This window comes from Micromonospora sp. CCTCC AA 2012012, assembly GCF_040499845.1.
GTDB lineage: Bacteria > Actinomycetota > Actinomycetes > Mycobacteriales > Micromonosporaceae > Micromonospora > Micromonospora mangrovi.
On sequence record NZ_CP159342.1, the window covers coordinates 1,121,709 to 1,140,958 of the forward strand.

Annotated in this window: 14 protein-coding genes and 1 pseudogene; 6 read left to right on the forward strand and 9 right to left on the reverse strand. The window is 68.1% G+C overall.

What is annotated here, in order from left to right:
• Positions 1 to 31 precede the first annotated feature (31 nt).
• Complete coding sequence (locus tag ABUL08_RS05200) at positions 32 to 5,053, forward strand: NAD-glutamate dehydrogenase (protein ID WP_350938508.1); 5,022 nt, start codon at positions 32 to 34, stop codon at positions 5,051 to 5,053.
• Between the two features lie 1,161 nt (positions 5,054 to 6,214).
• Here ABUL08_RS05200 and ABUL08_RS05205 read toward each other — a convergent pair.
• The 4 genes from ABUL08_RS05205 to ABUL08_RS05220 all read right to left on the reverse strand — a co-directional run bounded on the left by ABUL08_RS05205 (position 6,215) and on the right by ABUL08_RS05220 (position 8,876).
• A complete protein-coding gene (locus tag ABUL08_RS05205; RefSeq protein WP_350935015.1) occupies positions 6,215 to 6,562 on the reverse strand; it encodes a hypothetical protein in 348 nt (115 codons plus the stop codon).
• Positions 6,563 to 6,742: 180 nt separating this feature from the next.
• Positions 6,743 to 7,405, reverse strand: coding sequence for a hypothetical protein (locus ABUL08_RS05210; protein ID WP_350935016.1), 663 nt, complete (start codon positions 7,403 to 7,405; stop codon positions 6,743 to 6,745).
• A gap of 168 nt (positions 7,406 to 7,573) precedes the next feature.
• Positions 7,574 to 8,413, reverse strand: a complete 840-nt coding sequence (locus ABUL08_RS05215; protein WP_350935019.1) for a DUF4352 domain-containing protein — start codon at positions 8,411 to 8,413, stop codon at positions 7,574 to 7,576.
• 175 nt (positions 8,414 to 8,588) lie between these two features.
• The gene (locus ABUL08_RS05220; protein ID WP_350935021.1) at positions 8,589 to 8,876 is read right to left on the reverse strand and encodes a hypothetical protein; all 288 of its coding nucleotides are present in this window, start codon (positions 8,874 to 8,876) and stop codon (positions 8,589 to 8,591) included.
• Between the two features lie 35 nt (positions 8,877 to 8,911).
• Between ABUL08_RS05220 and ABUL08_RS05225 the strand changes: the two genes are divergently transcribed.
• Entirely contained in the window at positions 8,912 to 9,184 is a 273-nt protein-coding gene (locus tag ABUL08_RS05225; RefSeq protein WP_350935023.1) for a hypothetical protein, read from the forward strand.
• Positions 9,185 to 9,209: 25 nt separating this feature from the next.
• Positions 9,210 to 9,833 (forward strand): ABC transporter permease, encoded by a 624-nt coding sequence (locus ABUL08_RS05230; protein ID WP_350935025.1) that lies wholly within the window; start codon positions 9,210 to 9,212, stop codon positions 9,831 to 9,833.
• 246 nt (positions 9,834 to 10,079) lie between these two features.
• On the opposite strand, the gene ABUL08_RS05235 is transcribed toward ABUL08_RS05230, so the two are convergent.
• Complete coding sequence (locus ABUL08_RS05235) at positions 10,080 to 10,994, reverse strand: alpha/beta hydrolase (RefSeq protein WP_350935027.1); 915 nt, start codon at positions 10,992 to 10,994, stop codon at positions 10,080 to 10,082.
• A 108-nt stretch (positions 10,995 to 11,102) separates the two neighbouring features.
• Here ABUL08_RS05235 and ABUL08_RS05240 point away from each other — a divergent pair, with 108 nt between their 5' ends.
• On the forward strand, positions 11,103 to 11,516 hold the full coding sequence (locus ABUL08_RS05240; RefSeq protein ID WP_350935029.1) for a MarR family winged helix-turn-helix transcriptional regulator: 414 nt from the start codon (positions 11,103 to 11,105) through the stop codon (positions 11,514 to 11,516).
• A gap of 379 nt (positions 11,517 to 11,895) precedes the next feature.
• Here ABUL08_RS05240 and ABUL08_RS05245 read toward each other — a convergent pair whose 3' ends face one another.
• Positions 11,896 to 12,738 carry an aldo/keto reductase gene (locus ABUL08_RS05245; RefSeq protein ID WP_350935031.1) on the reverse strand — a complete coding sequence of 281 codons (843 nt, stop codon included), beginning with the start codon at positions 12,736 to 12,738 and terminating at the stop codon, positions 11,896 to 11,898.
• 813 nt (positions 12,739 to 13,551) lie between these two features.
• Here ABUL08_RS05245 and ABUL08_RS05255 point away from each other — a divergent pair.
• The gene (locus tag ABUL08_RS05255; RefSeq protein ID WP_350935033.1) at positions 13,552 to 14,514 is read left to right on the forward strand and encodes a LysR family transcriptional regulator; all 963 of its coding nucleotides are present in this window, start codon (positions 13,552 to 13,554) and stop codon (positions 14,512 to 14,514) included.
• 24 nt (positions 14,515 to 14,538) lie between these two features.
• Here ABUL08_RS05255 and ABUL08_RS05260 read toward each other — a convergent pair whose 3' ends face one another.
• Both ABUL08_RS05260 and ABUL08_RS05265 read right to left on the reverse strand, forming a co-directional pair.
• Positions 14,539 to 15,420, reverse strand: coding sequence for a hypothetical protein (locus ABUL08_RS05260; RefSeq protein WP_350935035.1), 882 nt, complete (start codon positions 15,418 to 15,420; stop codon positions 14,539 to 14,541).
• Between the two features lie 684 nt (positions 15,421 to 16,104).
• Positions 16,105 to 18,264 carry a SpoIIE family protein phosphatase gene (locus tag ABUL08_RS05265; protein WP_350935036.1) on the reverse strand — a complete coding sequence of 720 codons (2,160 nt, stop codon included), beginning with the start codon at positions 18,262 to 18,264 and terminating at the stop codon, positions 16,105 to 16,107.
• Positions 18,265 to 18,311: 47 nt separating this feature from the next.
• Between ABUL08_RS05265 and ABUL08_RS05270 the strand changes: the two are divergent.
• Positions 18,312 to 18,614 (forward strand): annotated as a pseudogene (locus tag ABUL08_RS05270) (SpoIIE family protein phosphatase); the annotation flags it as partial.
• A 68-nt stretch (positions 18,615 to 18,682) separates the two neighbouring features.
• Here the strand turns inward: ABUL08_RS05270 and ABUL08_RS05275 are convergent.
• Positions 18,683 to 19,234, reverse strand: a complete 552-nt coding sequence (locus ABUL08_RS05275) for a DUF5872 domain-containing protein (RefSeq protein WP_350935038.1) — start codon at positions 19,232 to 19,234, stop codon at positions 18,683 to 18,685.
• Between the last annotated feature and the right edge of the window lie 16 nt (positions 19,235 to 19,250).

Consider the following 19,250-nt stretch of genomic DNA (forward strand, 5'->3'; position numbering starts at 1 on the left):
TTCCGCGCCCGAGCCGGCCAACGGCCACACCGTGGCTACCAGCGTCGATGCAATCTATGATCTCGACGTGTACCCCGAAGCGCTCGGCTACGGCATAGGAGACGCCGAGCCGGACGACCCGGTACCCAACGCGGAGCGCCTGGTCGCCCAGGCGGTTGCGTTGGCCGGTGAGGACCACGACGAGGCGACGCTGGTGGGTCGCTTCTGGCGGTTCGCACGGGACGAGGAGCTGATCGACTTCACCGCCGAGGAGATGCTGGCGGCGGCCCGGGCCCACCGAGACCTGGCCCAGCAGCGGGTGCCGGGCGAGCTGAAGCTGCGCATCCACGAGCCCGACGCCGACCAGCACCACACGGTGGTCGAGATCGTCACCGACGACATGCCGTTCCTGGTCGACTCGGTGACGGCCCTGCTCAACACCCACCACCTCGACGTGCACCTGCTGGTCCACCCGCTGGTGGTGGTCCGCCGGGAGCCACTGGGCCGGCTCACCGAGGTCTCCGCCGACATGGAGCCGGACGACGCGATCGCCGGCGACCTGGTCGAGAGCTGGATGCGGGTCGAGATCGACCCGGTCCGGGACCCGGCCGAGCGGGAGAAGCTCCGCAGGGAGCTCCAGCGGGTGCTCACCGACGTCCGCGAGGCAGTGGAGGACTGGCCGAAGATGCGGCAGCGGGCCCTCGCGCTCGCCGACGAGCTGGCCGCCGCCCGGACCTCGGACAACCGCCCGCCGGTGCCGGAGAAGGACATCACCGACTCGGTGGAGCTGTTGCGCTGGCTCGCGTACGACCACTTCACGTTCCTCGGCTACCGGGAGTACCGGCTGGTCGATGTGCCGACCCAGCCCGACCGCCGCCGGGCTCGCGCTCCCCGACAAGCAGACTTCGGTGGCCAGAGCAGCATGGCGGGTAGCAGAGGATTGCAGGCGATCTCCGGCACCGGCCTGGGGGTCCTGCGGTCCGACTCGCCGGAGGCCCGGGCGCTGTCGTCGATGACGCCCGAGGCGCAGGAGAAGGTGCTGGAGAAGCGCCTCCTGATCATCACGAAGGCCAACTCGCGGGCCACCGTGCACCGCTCGGCCTACCCCGACTACATCGGCTTCAAGATCTTCAACAAGGCCGGCGAGGTGGTCGGGGAGCGGCGCTTCCTGGGCCTCTTCTCCACCGCCGCGTACCGGACCAGCGTGCGGGAGCTGCCGGTCGCCCGACGCAAGGTCGCCGAGGTGCTGGACCGCTCGGGCCTGAGCACGCGCAGCCACTCCGGCAAGGAACTGCTGCAGATCCTGGAGACCTACCCGCGCGACGAGCTGTTCCAGATCAAGACCGACGACCTCTACCACGCGGTGATCGGCGTGCTGCGGATGGCCGGTCGGCGGCAGCTGCGCGTCTTCCTGCGCCGCGACGCGTACCGGCGGTTCATCTCCTGCCTGATCTACCTGCCCCGGGACCGGTTCACCATCCAGAACCGGCTGCGCATGCAGGACACCCTGCTGCGCGAGCTGAACGGCGTGGGGGTGGACTACACCACCCGGGTCACCGAGTCGATGCTGGCCCGGGTGCACTTCATCGTCCGGACCGACCCGACCGACCCGCCAGGGGAGATCGACGCCGACCTGCTCGCCGAGGAGCTGGCCGACGCCACCCGGCTCTGGGCCGACGACTACCAGCTGGTGCTGGCGCGCAAGCTCGGCGACGAGCAGGCCAAGTACCTGTTCGCCCGATACGCCGACGCGTTCCCGGAGGGTTACAAGGACGGGCACACGCCGTACGAGGCGATGAAGGACCTGGCCAAGCTGGAGCTGCTGGAGGAGCCCGGCCAGCTCGAGACGCATCTGTTCCGCAAGCTGGTCGCCCACCGCGCCCCCCGGCTAGGCCAACACCTGGAAGAGGCGGAATCCGAAGAGCCGATGGACGTCCGGTTCAAGGTCTACCGGTACGGCGAGCCGATGATGCTCTCGGCAGTGCTGCCGGTGCTGCACTCCCTCGGGGTCCGGGTGGTCGACGAGCACCCGTACGAGGTGGACCGGGTCGACGGCCGGGTCTTCCTGTACGACTTCGGCCTGCGCCTGCCCGAGGGGCACCAGGAGCTGGCCGAGGTCCGCCCGCACGTGGAGAACGCCTTCGCCGCCGCCTGGCGGGGCGAGGCCGAGGTGGACGGCTTCAACGAGCTGGTGCTGCGGGCCGGGCTCACCTGGCGGCAGGTGGTGGTGCTGCGGGCGTACGCGAAGTACCTGCGCCAGGCCGGCACGGTCTTCTCCCAGGACTACATGGAGTCGACGTTCATCGCCTACCCGCAGATCGCCAAGCTGCTGGTCGAGCTCTTCGAGACCCGGCTGGCCCCCGGCTCACAGAGCGCTCAGCAGCGGCGACGGCGGATGGCGGGCTTGGTGGAAGTCATCGACTCGGAGCTACGCCACGTGGCCAGCACCGACCAGAATCGGATCCTGCGCTCCTACCTGACGTTGATCCAGGCCACCCTGCGGACCAGCTTCTACCAGAAGCCGGTCGGCGGGCGACTCAAGTCGTACGTGGCGTTCAAGCTGGACCCGCAGGCGATCCCGGAGCTGCCGGCGCCGCGACCCAAGTTCGAGATCTTTGTGTACTCACCCTGCTTCGAGGGCGTACACCTACGCTTCGGGCCCGTGGCCAGCGGCGGTATCCGCTGGTCCGACCGACGCGAGGACTTCCGCACCGAGGTGCTCGGCCTGGTCAAGGCGCAGATGGTGAAGAACGCCGTGATCGTGCCGGTGGGCGCCAAGGGTGGCTTCGTGCTCAAGCAGAAGCCGGGCGACCGGGACGAGGCGGTGATCTGCTACAAGGAGTTCGTCGGCGCGCTGCTCGACGTCACCGACAACATCTCCAGCGGCAAGATCGTGCCGCCGGAGGACGTGGTCCGGCACGACGCGGACGACCCGTACCTGGTGGTGGCGGCGGACAAAGGCACCGCGACGTTCTCCGACATCGCCAACGAGATCTCCGCCGCGCACGGTTTCTGGCTGGGCGACGCGTTCGCCTCCGGCGGCTCGGCCGGCTACGACCACAAGAAGATGGGCATCACCGCCCGGGGCGCCTGGGAGTCGGTGAAGCGGCACTTCCGGGAGCTGGGGCACGACACCCAGAGCCAGGACTTCACCGTGGTCGGCGTCGGGGACATGTCCGGTGACGTGTTCGGCAACGGGATGCTGCTGTCGCGGCACATCCGGCTGGTGGCCGCCTTCGACCACCGGCACATCTTCCTCGACCCGGATCCGGACTCGGCGAGGTCCTGGGAGGAGCGCAAGCGCCTCTTCGACCTGCCCCGCTCGTCCTGGGAGGACTACAACGCCGAGCTGATCAGCGAAGGTGGCGGGATCCACCCGCGTACCGCCAAGTCGGTGCCGGTCTCGCCGCAGGTACGCGCGGTGCTCGGCCTCGACGACGACGTCACCCAGCTCAGCCCGCAGGAGCTGATGAAGGCGATCCTGACCGCACCGGTGGACCTGTTCTGGAACGGCGGCATCGGCACCTACGTGAAGGCGTCGGCGCAGACCAACGCCGAGGTGGGGGACAAGTCCAACGACGCGATCCGGGTGGACGGCAAGAGCCTGCGCTGCCGGGTGGTCGGCGAGGGCGGCAACCTGGGCTGCACGCAGCTCGGCCGGATCGAGTACGCGTTGACCGGCGGCCGCGTCTACACCGACTTCATCGACAACGCGGCCGGGGTGGACTGCTCCGACCAGGAGGTGAACATCAAGATCCTGCTGAACACGGCGGTCGCCGACGGGGCGCTGACCGTGCCGGAGCGGGACGAGTTGCTGGCGCAGATGACCGACGAGGTCGCCGAGCTGGTGCTGCGGGACAGCTACGACCAGGCACGAGCGATCAGCGACGAGGCAGCCGAAAGCACTTCCTTGCTTTCCGCCCATCGCGGCGTCATCTCGGACCTGGAGGCTTCCGGGATGCTCAACTCCGCCGTGCTCTCGCTGGGGAGCAGCCGCGACCTCGACAGGCGGGCGTTGGTCGGGGACGGACTCACTGTGCCGGAGCTGGCAATGCTCCGCGCCGCTGTCCTGAACGCGCTGAAGGCCGACCTCGCCTCCGGGACGATTACACAAGAGGCATGGGCGAGAGAAGCGCTAATCGGATATTTCCCACCATCGGCACGTAAGCTGACCAGCCAACATATTGTTGGCCATCCACTCCGCCACCACATCGTTGCCGCCGAGTTGTCACGGGAGGTTACAGACCGGGCGGGTCTATCGTTCGTCCACCGTATGAAGTTGGAAACGGGCAGTGGATGTGAGGACATCGCCCGCGCGTACATCGTTGCGCGAGACGTCTACGACCTGCCTAGCCTCTGGCAGGAGACCGACGACGCCGAGGAAACCGTCGTCCACGATCTCCAACGGGTGGTACATGCCCGGACCAGCCGCCTGCTGCAACGGGTGGCACGCTGGCTGCTTGTCAACCGCCACTCACCGATCGACGTGTCCGCCGAACTGAACACCCTCAAAGTTCCGGTCCACAATCTCCTCGCTTCACTCGACCACGTCTCCAGCGAAGCGAGGAGAGCCCGCCGGCGGAAGGATGTCGAGCACCTCACAACTCTAGACGTGCCGCCTTCGCTGGCGCAGCGTCTCGCGACGCTCAACGACGCGTACAGCGTTGTCGACATTGTCGGACTCGCCGTTGGCCTCCAAACGGACCCCGCAGAGGTGGCAGAGGCCTACTTCCTGGTCGCCGACCGGATTCACCTGGACAACCTGCTGGCCCGGGTGGCCGCCTTGTCCCGGAGCGACCCGTGGGACAGCCTCTCTCGCGCCGCGTTGCGATACGGTCTCTACGACGCCCTCACCGCATTGACCGACAAGCTCCTATCCGAAACGCCGTCAAACGCCAGAAATGTCACCGCTGAGAAAGTGAAGCGGTGGGAGCAGGCAAACTCGGCGACGATCGCGCGGGTCCGCAACTACGCACACGATCCACGCGAAGAGGGCGAAGATTTGGCTCACCTGTCAATGCTCTTGCGGCAAGTGCGCGCACTGGTGCGGACGACTGCAGCAAAGAAGCCGTGACGGAATGCCGATCGGCTCGCTCAGCACGACGAGCTCGGCAAACGTCTGTGCCCGCTGCTCCCGCAGCCAGGCAATCGGAACGACGCGTTTACCGCACCTCGGGCGTCGACCAGAAACTGGATGGCCGGAAGATCGACCCCATCCCGCTGGGCGGGTTCCAGTACTTGTGGCAAGGCGCCTGGTCATGTCGGCACGTAGGGCGACGAAGGGGGTGAAGCGGGTCGGAAGGCGCTGCCGGCGTCCTTGCCCAGCCCGCATGATCATTCCGGGCGGGGGTGCATCCAGTTGTGGCGATTTGGGATGGAACGACATGGCAACCACTTGACCGTCCCCCGTAACGGACCCGGTAACGAAGACGGCGTTCGCCCGAGGAGCCGCTGACATGAGCTGGCACTGAGACGTGATGCCTGATGCCGCTCCGTCCGCATCTGCGTATGTATCGAGCAGTTCTGGCATACCGTGACATAATCGTTGTAAAACTGGGGGTCAAGGGGTCGTCGGCTCAAGTTGGACTGTCACGACGAGCGAGGGTATCCGCAGGCCAAGACTCGCGGATACCCTCGATCGCTTTGGTCGGATGCTGGTCAGTGGCGTCGAACACGCTGCTCGATACGGGTGGGCTGGCCCCTCGATCCCGTGGAACCGGGCCGATCGCCAGATGATGGTCACGGCACCGGCGGGGCAGGCAGTGTCGCTGATTCCGGAGGACCACTGACGGCCAACGTCCCCTCTCACTCCGCCTCCGTCCGGTGTCAACGCTGGCTCAACCTTTTCAGGCGGAGCCGACATCCGGATGTGTGTGGATTCGGGTGGAGGTCGGCCGAGCTCTTTCGGTGCGAGTAGGGTGAGTATCAGCCGATCGGGATCGCGCCGACAACGCGTAATCCGCGTTGGGTATCGGTTTGTGTCGATCCTCGGACACCAATCGAACAAAGCAGGCTTTGGGCCGCTGACCGGATATTACTCAGGTCGGCGGCCTTCGTCGTTTCCTGAGTTGGTGCCGCCGTGGGAACACGGGCCTGGACGAGCCCCGCAGTTTGGGCGATCTTGCGACGGTCGGGCGAGACGATTACGGTCCCGCTGTTGCGTATAGGTGCGTCGGCGGCAGCGCCCGCAGGACACCGGGTCGAGCCGCCGCGTTCACGTGGAGGAACGGTGGCATCAGTCGGCGCTGATGATCGGGCCGAACTGCATGTGGGGGCAGCGGCGGCAGCGCAGCACCAGGTGCCCGCCGCAGGAGCAGTGCCACCAGTCGCGCACCGGCCGCGTGGCGGATCCGCCTGCGTAGGCGTGCCCGGCGAGGCAGTTGGTCGTCTCGTCGCCGACCAGCTCGCGGACCTGGCGGTAGGGGAGAAGGCGATCACGTGTGGGTCGGCGCGGGCCAACGCGAGCAGGCGCCGCAGATGGACGGGGGTCGTCCACGACGCGTTCGACCACGGTCACATTGGCGGGCGAGTTGTCGGCCCGGTCCCAGCGAATCGTGGCGTGCCAGCGCGTTCGCCACTCCATGCACGGAGGCTATCGAACATATGTTCGAGCAGTGCGGCGCATTCCCATATGGTGGGCGTAATTGTGCGGCACCAGCGATGTTTCCTGCGCTGTCGGTGGTGACCAGTCGGCTCGACCGACCGAACGGTCAGCGGTTGGGCAGCAGCGCTGCGAGCTGCGCCAGCCCGGACGCAGGCTACCTCACACCCGGATCCAGGCCCCGCAGCCGCGGCTCGTGAACATCTCGTCGGATGAACGGATCGTGACGGTCGCCTTCTTCGTCGCGGTGATGAAGTTGTTGGCGATGATGTGGCCGTTGGTGCCAGTCCGCTCCCAGTAGCAGTCCTCCACATGGCCGCCGCCGAGGTGCGCGATCGTCTGGTAGGTGCCGGGCTTGATTTCGCTGCCCACCTCGTAGGCGCCGTCGAGGAAGCCGGTCTTCGCCTTCCTCCAATCAGCCAGAAATTGCGGGCAGTCGCGCAGGCGCTTCTCGTTGACGTAGTCCTTGCTCTCGATGAACTGGTAGAGCACTACGCCGTTCATCTGCTTCGAGTAGTACGCAGCGTCGCACGTGTCTCCGCCGAGGAAGTCGTTGTCGCAGCCGCCCTCGTAGCTCTCCAGAGATGTGTTGCACGGGGTCCACGCCGGTACCGGCTTCGGCGGCGGTGTCGGGCTCAGGCTGACGGAAGGGGTGGGCGACGGCGTCAGGGACGGCGTGGGGCTGGCCGAGGTGGCGGCGATCGAAGGCGAGCTGGTGGCCGCGACCGCTTGGTGCTGCTGCCCGCCGCCGCAGCCCGCGCCTACGAGCAGGGCGACGGCCGTAGCCGTGATGCTGAGGGCTCGTCGGAGGTTCTGGTGGATCATGGGAAAGTTCCTTACTGCAGCCCTCAGTGAGGGCGCCACGAGGGGAAGGTACTCGGCGACGCCGACTGCTCGGGTCGCCCTTGGCTCTGGCTATCAGCGACAGCCCCGGAGGATCTCCGGGGCTGTCGGCTGTCTTTGCCAGGTCACGCTTCTGTGCCGGGCGGCCGGTCAGAGGGTGACGACGGCGTCCTCGGCGAAGGTGAACAGGCCGGCGTCGAAGGTGATGGTCTTCAGCTTGGTGCCCTTGGGCACGTCGAAGTAGACGTTCGCCTTCACCGAGTTGCCCGGGTTGATCTCGTCGAGGAAGCCCTTGGCGTCATCGTTGCCGTAGATGGCGGCCTCTCCGTCGACGTCGTACTCCCGGCCGGAGGCGTCCTGTGCGGTGATGGTGCCGTCGGCGTGGAACAGCTTCGCGCTCTTGGTGACGTTCTTGGCGGTCACGCTGAGCCGGCAGAAGGTGCCCTGCGCCTTGTGGTTGAAGTAACTGCTGCCAACCTGGGAGATCCCGCACTTCACACTGTTGACGGTGAACTCGAAGTCGCCGCCGCGCACCTTGTCGCCGATGCCGAAGGTCTTCGGCTTTGCCGGCGCCGGCGCGGCGGTGGTCGTCGCCGGCGCGGGCGCTGCGGAGCTCGTCGTCGGGGCCGGGGCCGCCACACGCGGGGCCGAGGTGTCGGGGCTCACGGCGGGGATCTCCTTGCCGGCGGAGACGCCGTCGGTCTTTTTGTCGTCGCTGGCCAGGCCGATCACCATCGAGCCGCCGCAGCACAGCACCACGAACACGCCGAAGCCGATGAGGGTCGGAAGCAGCCATGAGGGACGCTTCTTGGCGGCGGGAGGCGGCGGGAACTGTCCGGGAGGCGGCGGTGGGTACTGGCCGGGAGGCGGCGGTGGGTACTGGCCGGGCGGCGGCGGGAACTGGCCGGCGGGGACCTGCGGGAACTGGGCGGTCGGCGGCATCGGCTGCTGGCCGGGCTGGTTCTGGGCAGGGTCGTAGGGGGTTGTCATGGGTGTGAGGTCTCCCAGCTTTGGTGTCGCGCTGCCCCGTACTGAGCGCAATACGACCGACGCTCTCACAGCCTTTTCACAGAAGCCCTCCACCAGCAGTGCTGACATCGACGCCGGTTGCCTGGGGCAACATCCGATCGGCCGACCCGCCGTCCGACGATGAGCCACCGCTACGTCACGCTCCGGTGGCGGCGTCCCATAACGGGTCTGGCTCGTCGCCGAGCAGCAGCGGTACGTCGTACACCGACGGTCCAGCCGCAGACGCAGGAACCAGACCGGGGGGCCATCGTCGCAGGGTGGCTTCGGCGGCGACCTGTCCTGCTTGGACTTCGGCGATCCACCGGCTCACGATGGCGGGGTCGGTGCCGGTGTCCAGGTCGGCGCGGTTGCGGTCGAGCCGGGTGGCGCAGTAGGCGGCCTTGCTTGCTTGTTGGTCCGTGTCGCCGTGCTGTGCGTAGGCCATCGCGGGCACAGCAGCGCGCGGACCGCATCGGACTGATGCACCCGGGCACCCTGCACCGCGAGGGCACCGTGGCCGAACTGACCCGCACCCTGCCGGCTGTCATCCGCTTCTCCCTCCCGGCCGGAGCGCCGGCGCTGCCGCTGCAGGCTGCGGTCAACGCCGACGGAAAGGTGGTGGTCGAGACCTTAGGACTGCAGAAGGACCTGTACCTCCTGCTCCGGTGGGCCCAGGACCACGCCGTCGAGCTGCAGGGGCTGGAGGCCGGCCCGACCCGCCTCGACGACATCTTCCGCGCCATCAGCACCTGACCCGCCACCCCGACAGGAGCACATCGTGTTGTCCATCGCCGCAAGCGAGCTGATCCAGATCATCCGTAACCGGCTGGTGCTGGTCACCAGCCTCATCATGCCGCTCGCGGTGTGCGCGTTCTTCGTCGGTCAGCACGAGACCTTCGCCGCCATCGGCAGCCTCGGCTACATCGCAGCGGTCATGATGTTCACCGTCGCCGCGTTCGGGCTGTACGCCACCGCCGTCACCACCCTGGCCTCCCGACGGCAGAACCTCTTCCTCAAGCGGTTGCGCTCCACTGCCGAAGGGGACCCGGTTATCCTCGCCGGCCTGCTGCTGCCTGTCGTCGTCCTCGCCGTGGTGCAGGTGACGGCGATCCTGACCGCCTTGGCCGTCGTCGCCGGCAAGCCGGCCGAGGTTGCCCTGCTCGTGGTGGCGACCCTCACGACGCTGGCCATGATGATCGGTCTGGCCCTGGCCACCGCCGGACTGACGAACTCACCCGAGCACGCCCAGGTCACCACCCTGCCCGTGACGCTCGGCGTGATCGCCGTGGCCACCTGGGTGGGCATCGCCGGCACCGAGGATCTCACCTGGTTCAAGCGGCTGCTGCCCGGCGGTGCCGCGACCGAACTGACCATGAACGCCTGGAACGGCGGGTCGCCGTGACCGGCTCCCTGCTCCTGCTCGCGCCGACGCTCGGCTGGGTCGCCGTCGCCGTCGCCGTCGCCCTCGCCCTCGCCCTCGCCACCCGACTCTTTCGCTGGGAACCCCGCCGATGACCACCGAACAGCGGTCGGCCACCCCGACCGTGGTCGAAGACCTTTTCGCGCTGCTGTTCCAGCCCATCTCCAAGAGCGGATATCGGTCCTTCCGCCAGTGCTGTGACGGCACAGGTTCGCCGGGTTGGATGCCTTACAGGTTGTTGACGTAGAAGGTGGTGAGTCTTTCGATGGCGGCGTCGACGTGTGCGGGCTCGTCGTACATCTCGTAGTGGCCGGCGCCGTCGATCATCATGAGGTCGACCGGGTTGGGGGCCAGTTTCCACAGCTGCATGCCGGTGTCGTAGGAGCCGGTGTTGCCGATGCGTCCGGCGACGATGACCTGCAGTGGCTGGGTCATGAGCTGATCGGCCAAGTGGAAGGCGTCATAGCCCAGCAGGAGGGAGTCGCTGCGCAGGAGGCGCCGGTTCGTGGAGTGTGCGTTACCGCCGCGCTCGGTGCGGTAGTAGGTGACGGCCTGAGTGGTGTCGATGTCGGTCAGGCCCGCTGCCGCGGCGTCCTCAAGGGTGTCGGGCAGCCAGTTCACGCGGGTCATCTCGCCGGAGCGGGCCTCTTCGGTCCGTGCCTCCGCGAGGGCGTCGAGTGCGGTGGCCGGACCGTCGGGGGAGAAGCTGCGGAACGCGGCGCCGATGTTGACGGGGACGACCGTGCCGACCGCCTTGATGCGGTGATCCGTGCGGGCGGTGTGCACGGCGTAGCCCCCACCGGCGCAGATGCCGAGGACGCCGATGCGCTGCGGGTCGATGCCGGGGGTCGTGGTGAGCATGTCGATGGCGTGGGAGATGTCCTCACCTCGGCGGTAGGGGTCTTCGAGGTCGCGGGGCTCGCCCTCGCTCTGGCCCTGATGGGCGGGGTCGAGGACGAGCGCGGCGATGCCGCGGGCGGCGAGACGGGAGGCGTAGTTGGCGCCGATCTGCTCCTTCACGCTGCTGCCCGGGGTGGAGAGCACCACGGCGCGCAGCGGTGCGCTGCTGTCGGCGTTGTCGGGCAGGTGGAGGTTTGCGGCGAGGTTGATGGGACCGCGCGGGATCGTGAGGTGCTGAATCATGCTCGGCTTCCTCCGTGAGATTGTTGTTCCAGGAAAGTCCAGTACAAGGCTACAACTTGTACGATATGAAACTAATACGAAACTGTACCACCTGGATGGAGGGGCCGCATGTCGGTCGACGGGGCGCAGCTGTGGACGCTGAACCAGCGGCTGCTGGCAGTCGTGATGGATGCCTGCACAAAGGAGCTGGCCGAGCTCGGGTTGGAGACGAAGGAGTTCTTCGTCCTGGCCGAGGCGGAGACATCGCCGTACCCGGCCGAGATCGCGACGGCACTGCTGCTGCCCAAGGCGAGCGTGACGGTCTACGTCCGAAACCTCGTCGCCAAGGGCTTCATCCGCCGCGAGATCGACGAGGCGGACCTGCGGCGTCACCGGCTCGTACTGACCGCTGAGGGCACGGCGGCCCGGGATCGTGCACTTGCAGCCCTCGCAGCGGAGTACGACCGCAGGTTGGCGAGGGTCAACCCCCAGGACCGCACCGAGCTGAAGCGCATCCTTCAGGAGATGCTCTCGCCCGCATGAGTCCACGGTCACGAGCGGTCCGTCTAGCGAGAATAAAAGCACGACGCGTCATGCCATTTTTCGCGTCGCATTCTGCGAACGGTCTTCGGTGTGCGGATCGGCAAGCTGGAGGTCCGAGACTCACTACCTGGCCCGGCGCCCCGACCTGCTGAAGGGACAGGCGAAGCACGAGTTCTTCCGTGTCGAGCGAATCCGGGCCGTCGCCGGGGTCGTCCTGTACGTCCTCGCGGGGCTGGCGGCTACCTGGTGACGCCGCTGGTCGGCCTCGTCATCTTTCTCCGCCCGCCCGTCTTCTACGCCGTCACCAGCGCCGGCTTGTACCACTTTCGGCTGACCCGCCGGATCCGGCACCGCGCTCCGCCGCGATCCGACTAGGGGTTTACAACATCTCCAGCGGCTGCGGGCCGGCCGGCGGCGGGAACGCCGTGTCGAGTGCCGCCATGTCCTCCTCGCTCAGCTGCAGCTCGCGCGCTTCCGCGTTCTCCCGCGTGTGCTCGGGGTTGGATGACCGAGGGATGGCTGCGACCGCCTCCTGTCGTAGCAGCCAGCCGAGTGCGACCTGAGCGGGCGTGGCGTCGTGCCGGGCGGCGATCTCCGCGACCTGGGGATGGCCGAGCAGGCGGCCCTGCTCGATCGGGGAGTACGCCATCACCGGGATCTGGTGCTCGCGTAGCCACGGCAGCAGGTCGAACTCGGGACCCCGGCGGGTGAGGTTGTACAGGATCTGATTGGTCGCGCAGGAGTTCCCGCCGGCCTCGATCAGGTCCGTCATGTCAGAAGGACCGAAGTTGCTCACGCCCCACTGCCCGATGTCACCGGCCTCGACGAGTTCGGCGAACGCCTCGATCGTCTCCGTGAGCGGATGCCCGCCGCGCCAGTGCAAGAGGTAGAGGTCGATGTGGTCGACGCCGAGTCGTTGCAGGCTGCGGCGGCACGCCTGCACGGTTCCTTGACGGCTGGCGTTGGACGGCAGCACCTTGTCGACCAGAAAGACGTCGGCGCGGCGTCCGCTGATCGCCTCCCCGACGAGTTCCTCGGAGGCGCCGTCACCATACATCTCCGCCGTGTCGATCAGGGTCATGCCCAGGTCGAGTCCGGTGCGCAGGGCGGCTATCTCGTCTCGCCGCCTCGCGGGGCGCTCGCCCAGGTACCAGGTCCCCTGGCCGAGCGCGGGCATCGTCTGTCCGGACGGCAGTTCGATCGCGTCGGCAGCGAGGGTCATGTCCTGACCTTTCCGGAGCCGGGATACCAGATGGTTGCCTCGTTACCCGCTGCGACAGCCAGCACACCTCTGAGGCGCTTCTCGACGCAGGCGCTGGGCACCGGGCGGGATGGGCCTCATGGTCCGCCTTCGAGCGGCGTACGTCGGCCTGATCACCTTTGCCCGCGCCGGGCAGGCGACCGCGAGCGAACGATGCGCCGCTAACGGATGGCCATCACCATGCCCACGATCAGTCGTATCGAACATCGGCGGTCGTGCACCAGGGACCGGAACACTCGGCACCAGCCGTGAACGGTCGGGGCTAATACGGAAATTCCTCCGGAGACTTGAAAGCCTGTCGAGGAGCCCGGGCCGGTGATGCTCGCGTCTCATCATCACGCTCAGGAGCGCCGGCCCGATGCTCATCGCCGTTCCCGAGCTGGTCCAGGACCACGCGCATCCGCGTCGCGACGTCGGCGCGGGGCAACTCCACGTACGTGCCCGCATGAAAGTGCTTCAAGATCCTGTGCGACTACCGCCGCGCCGCGCACACAGTGACCGACACTGCTTCCGGCATCGCCCACCTCCACAACATCATCCTCGCGGGGTGACACCAGCGCCGGTGCCGGGCAGCGACTTCACCGAGTTACGAGAAGTCCTTCAGCTTCGGTGCCGGCGTTGAGCGTGCTGACCAGTGCTGCTGCCACCCCTGCCCGTGCGACCAGGTCGGGGGCTAGGGCCGACGAACGTTCCCCGCGGATTCTCGCGCTGGCCAGCTCGGTCGGGCAGCATAGACGTATATGTATTGCTTTTCGAGGGGCGGGTGCGCAGAGGATGCCGATCAACGGTGGCTCCGGCATTGACAGCAGGCGCCTGCGGGCCCTGCAGGCGGTCGGCCAATCGGGATCGCTGGCTGCGGCGGCCCGACGGATGCGGATGTCGATTTCCGGTCTGCGGTATCAGCTCGATGAGTTGGAGCGCTCGGTGGGTGTGCCTCTGGTGCGCACCTCGCCGCAGTCCGGGGCGACGCTGACTCCTGCGGGGGTGGTCCTGGTGGACGGTTCGTCCGCCGTCCTAGCGGAGCTGGACGAACTGGTGGACCGGGCTCGCAGGGCCGAGGGTGACAAGCGGCGTCCGCTCCGGGTGGCCGCGCCGTGGACGGTGGTCGCCGGTCTGCTCCTCGACGCGGTGGCCAGTGATCTGCGGGTTGGTGGTCCCGGTTGGCAGGTGGACGTGGCAGCCAGTCGGGACGATGCGCTGATGGCGGTCCGTGACGGCGCGGCGGACGTGGCGGTGGCGGCGGACTGGGCCAGGGACCGGGCCGACAGCGGCGGGCTTGTCTGCCGAGAGTTGTTCTCCGCCACGTACCTGCTCGCGGTCGGTGCCGGCAGCGACCTGGCCGGTGGTGGCTCGGTTGACGTGCGTCAGACGGCGGGTCAGGCGTGGATCATGGGTCCGAGCGCAGGCACGCGGAGATTCCTGGACGTCCAGCTCGAATCGGCCAGGGTGGTACCGAAGCGCATCGTCACCAGCGATTCCATGGAGTACATGACCATGATCGACGCCGGCGTGGGCGTCGGTTTGGCGGAGCCGATCCTCACCGGTCTGCTGCGGCCCCGTACGGTCCTGGTCCCGCTGACCGGCGTGACCTCGTACCGGTACTTCGCCGCCTGTCCCGACGGTCGCCAGGATGATCCGCAGGTGCGGGCTCTGCTGGCGCTGCTGACCCGCGCCGGCCGGCGCCAGGTGGACCTTGCGGGGTGGAAGGCCCACCGTGCGCCGGAGGCGATCAGGTGAACGGCGAAGCATGCCCTCGACAGGTCAGAAGCCGATAACACTCAAGGTGGTGATCCAGTCCGTCTTCCGGGCGTGCACGCCGTCATGGACGACATAGCGGTACCGGACCTGCACCGGCGTGCCGGCGTCGTTGTAGGAGACGGTGAACTCGGTGTCGCGGATCGTCCCCGTGGTGACGATGGCGTGACGTTGCAGCTTGCTGGGGGAGTCGACTTGCAGACTGCCGTCCTCCCGCTGGCCCCACGGATTCCCCGTGAAGTAGGTGCCGCTGGCGAGGTTGACGTTCATGGTGAGGGGGACCAGTTCGGCGTAGTGGGGGTCTTCGCAGTCCTGCACACAGGCTCCCCCCAGCCCGAACTGGATCGCCAGCTTCGGTTCGAACTTCGCCACGTTGATCTCAAGAAACTCGAACCGCTTGACAGTGAAGTTGCTGCGAGTGCAGTACGACAGCGGGTGGTTCCAGCAGTATCGGTCGCCTGTCGGAAAACGGTACTGGTGGCCGTCGTAGTAGGTGCCCTTCTCGAACACGTTGACGGTCGCCTCACCACCCGGCTTGAGGGTCAACTCCGTTGACTGGGTGTCCTTACCGGAAAGTCCACCGCCGAGACTGGCCGAGATGATGCCGGCGTCGAAGCCACCCGTGACCTCGACCTTGCGCTCCATCTCGAATGACGCCGTGTACTTCACCTCGGCGCTGCTGGTGTTCCGGTACACGCGGGAGGCCTGCGTGTTCAGGGTCGTGTTCGTCCGCACGTTGTCACACCACGTCGCCAGGGTGAAGCTCGTCCACCCGTAGACAGGGTCGGCGACGCCGCCGACGTTCTGCTCCGGCGCGCACTGGGTCGTTTCGGCTGCTGCCGGGGTAGCCGACCCGACAACAGCCGAACCACCCAGCAGAGCACCCATCAGCAGACTCGCCAGAACTCCGCGCGGTCCCCGACGGGCCGCTCGCCCCGCAAGCCGCACTAGCACCATCACCCATACTCCTCTCGTCTGACTACAGATCGACGCTGGTCGGTCTCCGTAGCGAGTATCGGGTTCTGCCAGGGCGACGGAAATCCCACGGCTGGGGCCGCTGGCGCAGAAATTCCACACAGGTCCGTCCGGATTTTCCGCACCGTCGATAGCCGAGAGAGGTAACCGTCATTCCAGATGACTGTGCCCTGACTGACAATTGAGCTTCCAGGGTGATTACCTGTCGCGAGCCGACCACCGGGGGGAGCCCGGCGGGGGCTGAGCTGCTTGGCGGTCGACCCAGTCACGGCAGAGCAGACTTGGTCGGCCCTGAGCGGCCCCTCGGGTGCTGGGCCGAACTACTGCAGAGCGTGCGCGAGGGTCAGATCGTCTACCTGAGTGAGCGGGACGACCCGTGGCCGCCGTCGAGCGCGATCCGCTTCACTCTCCCCGGTCCCGTGACGACCGGGGCCGACCAGCCCGAACGGGCGGAAGGGGAAGCTTCTCAGCGATGGCGCGGATGGTGAAGTGCGGTAGGCCGCGAGAGCGAGCCCGGTCGATGGCATGTGACACCGGCACCTCGGCGACCCCGAGCCGCTCCAACAGTGCCGGCCAGGGCTCGACAGGCGGAGCGGCTCACGTGCCGGTGGAAGAGCCGGGTACATGAAGGACGAGCAGCGCTCGGTCGTCGCTGACGCTGTAGATGTTGTACGCCGATACGGCGGCCAGGATCGCCTCGGCTACGGCGTCGGCGGGTTGCCCGGCGGCCGTCGTCGCCGCCTCCGCCAGGCGTTCCTCGCCGAACAACCCGTCGTCGCCCTGCGCCTCGGTGACGCCGTCGGTATAGAACACGAGGGTGTCCCCGGGGCGTAAGGGGTACGTCACCTCGGTCAGGGGTGGATCGGCGGTCGCGCCGAGCAGCACGCCGCGTGGTTGCAGGAACTCGTGGTGGCCGTCGGGGTGCAGGAGCAGTGGCGCAGGGTGGCCGGCCCGGGCGAGGGTGAGCGTCCAGCCGCCGGCGGTGTCGGGCGTGAGGTGGGCGTACGCGGCGGTGAGCAGCCGGGCCGCCGGCGTCGGGGTGCACAGCAGCGTGTTGAGCCGCTGTAGCGACGCGGCGGCAGTGGCGTACGGGCCGAGGGCACGCAGGGTGTGACGAGCCAGGGCGGTGGTGCCGGCCGCCTCGACGCCTCGTCCGGCGACGTCGCCGATGACCGCCGCCCATCGTCGGTCGTCGAGCGCGAAGAGATCGTAGAAGTCGCCGCCCACGTCGATGCCGGCGTCAGCGCTGAAGTAGCGGGCGGTGGACTCGAGGTGGGCGACCTCTGGTAGCGCGTCTGGTAGCAGGCTGTCCTGAAGGCGTCGCGCTACGTGTGCCTGCTCGGCGTAGAGGCGGCGCTGCTCGGCGTAGAGTCGCTGTTGGTCGGCGTAGAGGCGAGCGCGGTCGAGGGCGACGGCGCACTGCGCGGCGAGGGCCTTGAGCAGCTCCAGCTTATCGGTGTCGAATTCTCGCGGCTGGCGCCAGCCGAATGCGACGACGCCGACCAGCCGTCCCTCGGCGATCAGTGGGAGGTTCACCCACGCCTGGTGCTCCAGCGGCAGGTGGGCCAGGTGCGGAAACTGCTGATCGCGGTCCGCTCGGGAGGTGATCACCACCGGCTCGCCGCTGCCGGCCACCAGCGCGATGACGGGGGAGTCCTCGACGCGGTACGCCGCGAAGCGCTGAGCGGTCTGCGGGGACAGGCCCTGCTGTGCGAGAACCCGCATCATGCCGGCCTCGGCGTCGTGGCGTACCAGGGTCACCGCGTCCGCGCTGAGTGAAGGGCCGATCGTGGAGATGGTCACCTGGGCCACGTCGGTCGCCGTGACGGCCGGCGCCAACGCGGCGGTAAGGCGCTGGAGTAGCGCCTGGCGGCTCGCCGCCTGCTCCGCGCGCAATCGCGCGGCGCGCTCTGCGGCGCGGAGCTGCTCGCGTTCGAGGCGGCCCTCGTGGCGGTCCGTCTGGTCCACCACGATGAGTCCGACGCCCTGTGCCGGTCCCTCATCGAGGTCACGTATCGGGTAGTAGGAGACCCGCCAGTGGCGCCGCCGGCCGGGCTGTCCCGGTACCGGCCCGGTCTCAACGTCCAGGTCGACCAGCGGTGCCCCGGTGGTGAGGACCTTGCGCAGCAGCGGTACCACGTCCGGCGCCACCTCCGGCAGCACCTCTGCGACCGTGCGGCCGAGGTGATCGGCGATCGGCAGGCCGTTCGCTTCGGCCAGGGTCTGGTTGATCCGCAGAAAGCGCAGATCCTGATCGACGAAGGCGATGCCGATCGGCGCCCGCAGCACCAACAGTTCGAGCAGGGCGAGCATCCGCCCGCGGGCCTGCTCGGCTTCGACCCGTGCGGTGACCTCCCACACCATGACGGCGACCGCCACCGGTCGGCCGTCGTCACCGAAGACCGGGTAGGCGCTCTCCAACCAGTGCCGTACCACGTCGCCGCTGTCCGCGACGGTTCCGGACAGTTCGAACTCCCGGATGGGCAGGCCCGTGGTGAGCACATGGCGCAGCATGGCGGCCGCGCCCTCAGCGAGGTGCGGCACCACCTCGTGGAGCGACCGGCCCAGGTGGTCCTGCACGCTGAGCCCGTTCACCCGGGCGAGCTGTTCGTTGCACGCCAGGTACCGCAAGTCGCGGTCGAGGACCGCGAACCCGACCGCCGCGGCGGATATCAGGGTGCGCAGCGCAGCTTCGCTGAGGGGGTCGAGGGTGCCCTCGGCCGGCCGCTCGTCCGCCACGTCGTCGGTGCCGGGCACCACGCCACCTCACCGCACTTCCTCGTCAGCGAGCAAAGATCGGCGCCATGGTACCCGCAGGAGTGCCGGCTCACGCCCCGTGTGACGGCGACATCAATGGCCCTGAGCTGCGCGCGGACGGCAGCGTCGAGACGCTCGCCATGCCGGGCGTTCTCCTCGGTGCCTTCTCCGACATCCGGGTCGGGGAGCGCCGCATCGCACTCCACGCCGGCAACGCCCTCTTTCTCTGCACCGACGGTGTCACCGAAACGCGCGGTGAACAGGGACTCTTCGGTGAGGAGCGACTGGTCGACCTGCTCAGGACCGCTCCGGGTGGCGAACCGGCCCTGCTCGTCGCTCGCGTTCGCGACGCCGTGACGGCGGATCGGACAGCCGAGACGAAGTCCCGGCAACTGCTGGTCTTCTGCTCTGCGCGACCTCAGCGCTGTCGCAGTTCCGATTCCATGCGTCGGATGAGGGTGCTGCGGGCCTTGCCGCGCCGCTCGTCGCGTAGTGCGGCGCGCAGGTCCCGGGTCTCGAGGCCGCGCACGAGCTTGCCTGCCTCGGCGACTGTCAGCTCCGACAGTCGGTGCCGGGACGTGACGTCCTTGCGAGCGCGTTTCGCCGGACCGGTGTTGGCGACGTACTGCTGTCCGGTCCTCGATGCGCCTCGCTTCCTGCGCTCGGTGGCCTGGCGCTCCGGTTCGGACAATTGCTGCCACGCCCGTCGTGGCAGGTAGCGGCGGGTCTCACCGTTCTGCCGGGCCCTGGTGGCACCGTCCTCGGTCTGCCACTCCTGCTCACCCCATCGCTGCAGGGAGCGCTGCCGCTGGTCCTTGGGACCCTCGAATCCGCCGCCGTGCCGTTTGTACTCCTGGGTGAGCAGCTGCGACTTCCGGGCCGACCACTGCCCCTTCCGCCCACCCTTGTCGGAGTCGCGGATCTGCGCCTTCAGTTTCTCCCGCAGTTCGGGGTCGGTGTAGGTCGCCATGCCGGGACGTTTCCCC

Bases quoted from the DNA above. Each gene is read 5' to 3' on its own strand.
- ABUL08_RS05205 (WP_350935015.1), bottom strand. From the start codon at position 6,562: ATGGAGTGGCGAACGCGCTGGCACGCCACGATTCGCTGGGACCGGGCC.
- ABUL08_RS05275 (WP_350935038.1), bottom strand. From the start codon at position 19,234: ATGGCGACCTACACCGACCCCGAACTGCGGGAGAAACTGAAGGCGCAG.
- ABUL08_RS05225 (WP_350935023.1), top strand. From the start codon at position 8,912: ATGCACCCGGGCACCCTGCACCGCGAGGGCACCGTGGCCGAACTGACC.
- ABUL08_RS05235 (WP_350935027.1), bottom strand. From the start codon at position 10,994: ATGATTCAGCACCTCACGATCCCGCGCGGTCCCATCAACCTCGCCGCA.
- ABUL08_RS05240 (WP_350935029.1), top strand. From the start codon at position 11,103: ATGTCGGTCGACGGGGCGCAGCTGTGGACGCTGAACCAGCGGCTGCTG.
- ABUL08_RS05260 (WP_350935035.1), bottom strand. From the start codon at position 15,420: ATGGGTGCTCTGCTGGGTGGTTCGGCTGTTGTCGGGTCGGCTACCCCG.
- ABUL08_RS05255 (WP_350935033.1), top strand. From the start codon at position 13,552: ATGCCGATCAACGGTGGCTCCGGCATTGACAGCAGGCGCCTGCGGGCC.
- ABUL08_RS05220 (WP_350935021.1), bottom strand. From the start codon at position 8,876: ATGGCCTACGCACAGCACGGCGACACGGACCAACAAGCAAGCAAGGCC.
- ABUL08_RS05215 (WP_350935019.1), bottom strand. From the start codon at position 8,413: ATGACAACCCCCTACGACCCTGCCCAGAACCAGCCCGGCCAGCAGCCG.
- ABUL08_RS05245 (WP_350935031.1), bottom strand. From the start codon at position 12,738: ATGACCCTCGCTGCCGACGCGATCGAACTGCCGTCCGGACAGACGATG.
- ABUL08_RS05210 (WP_350935016.1), bottom strand. From the start codon at position 7,405: ATGATCCACCAGAACCTCCGACGAGCCCTCAGCATCACGGCTACGGCC.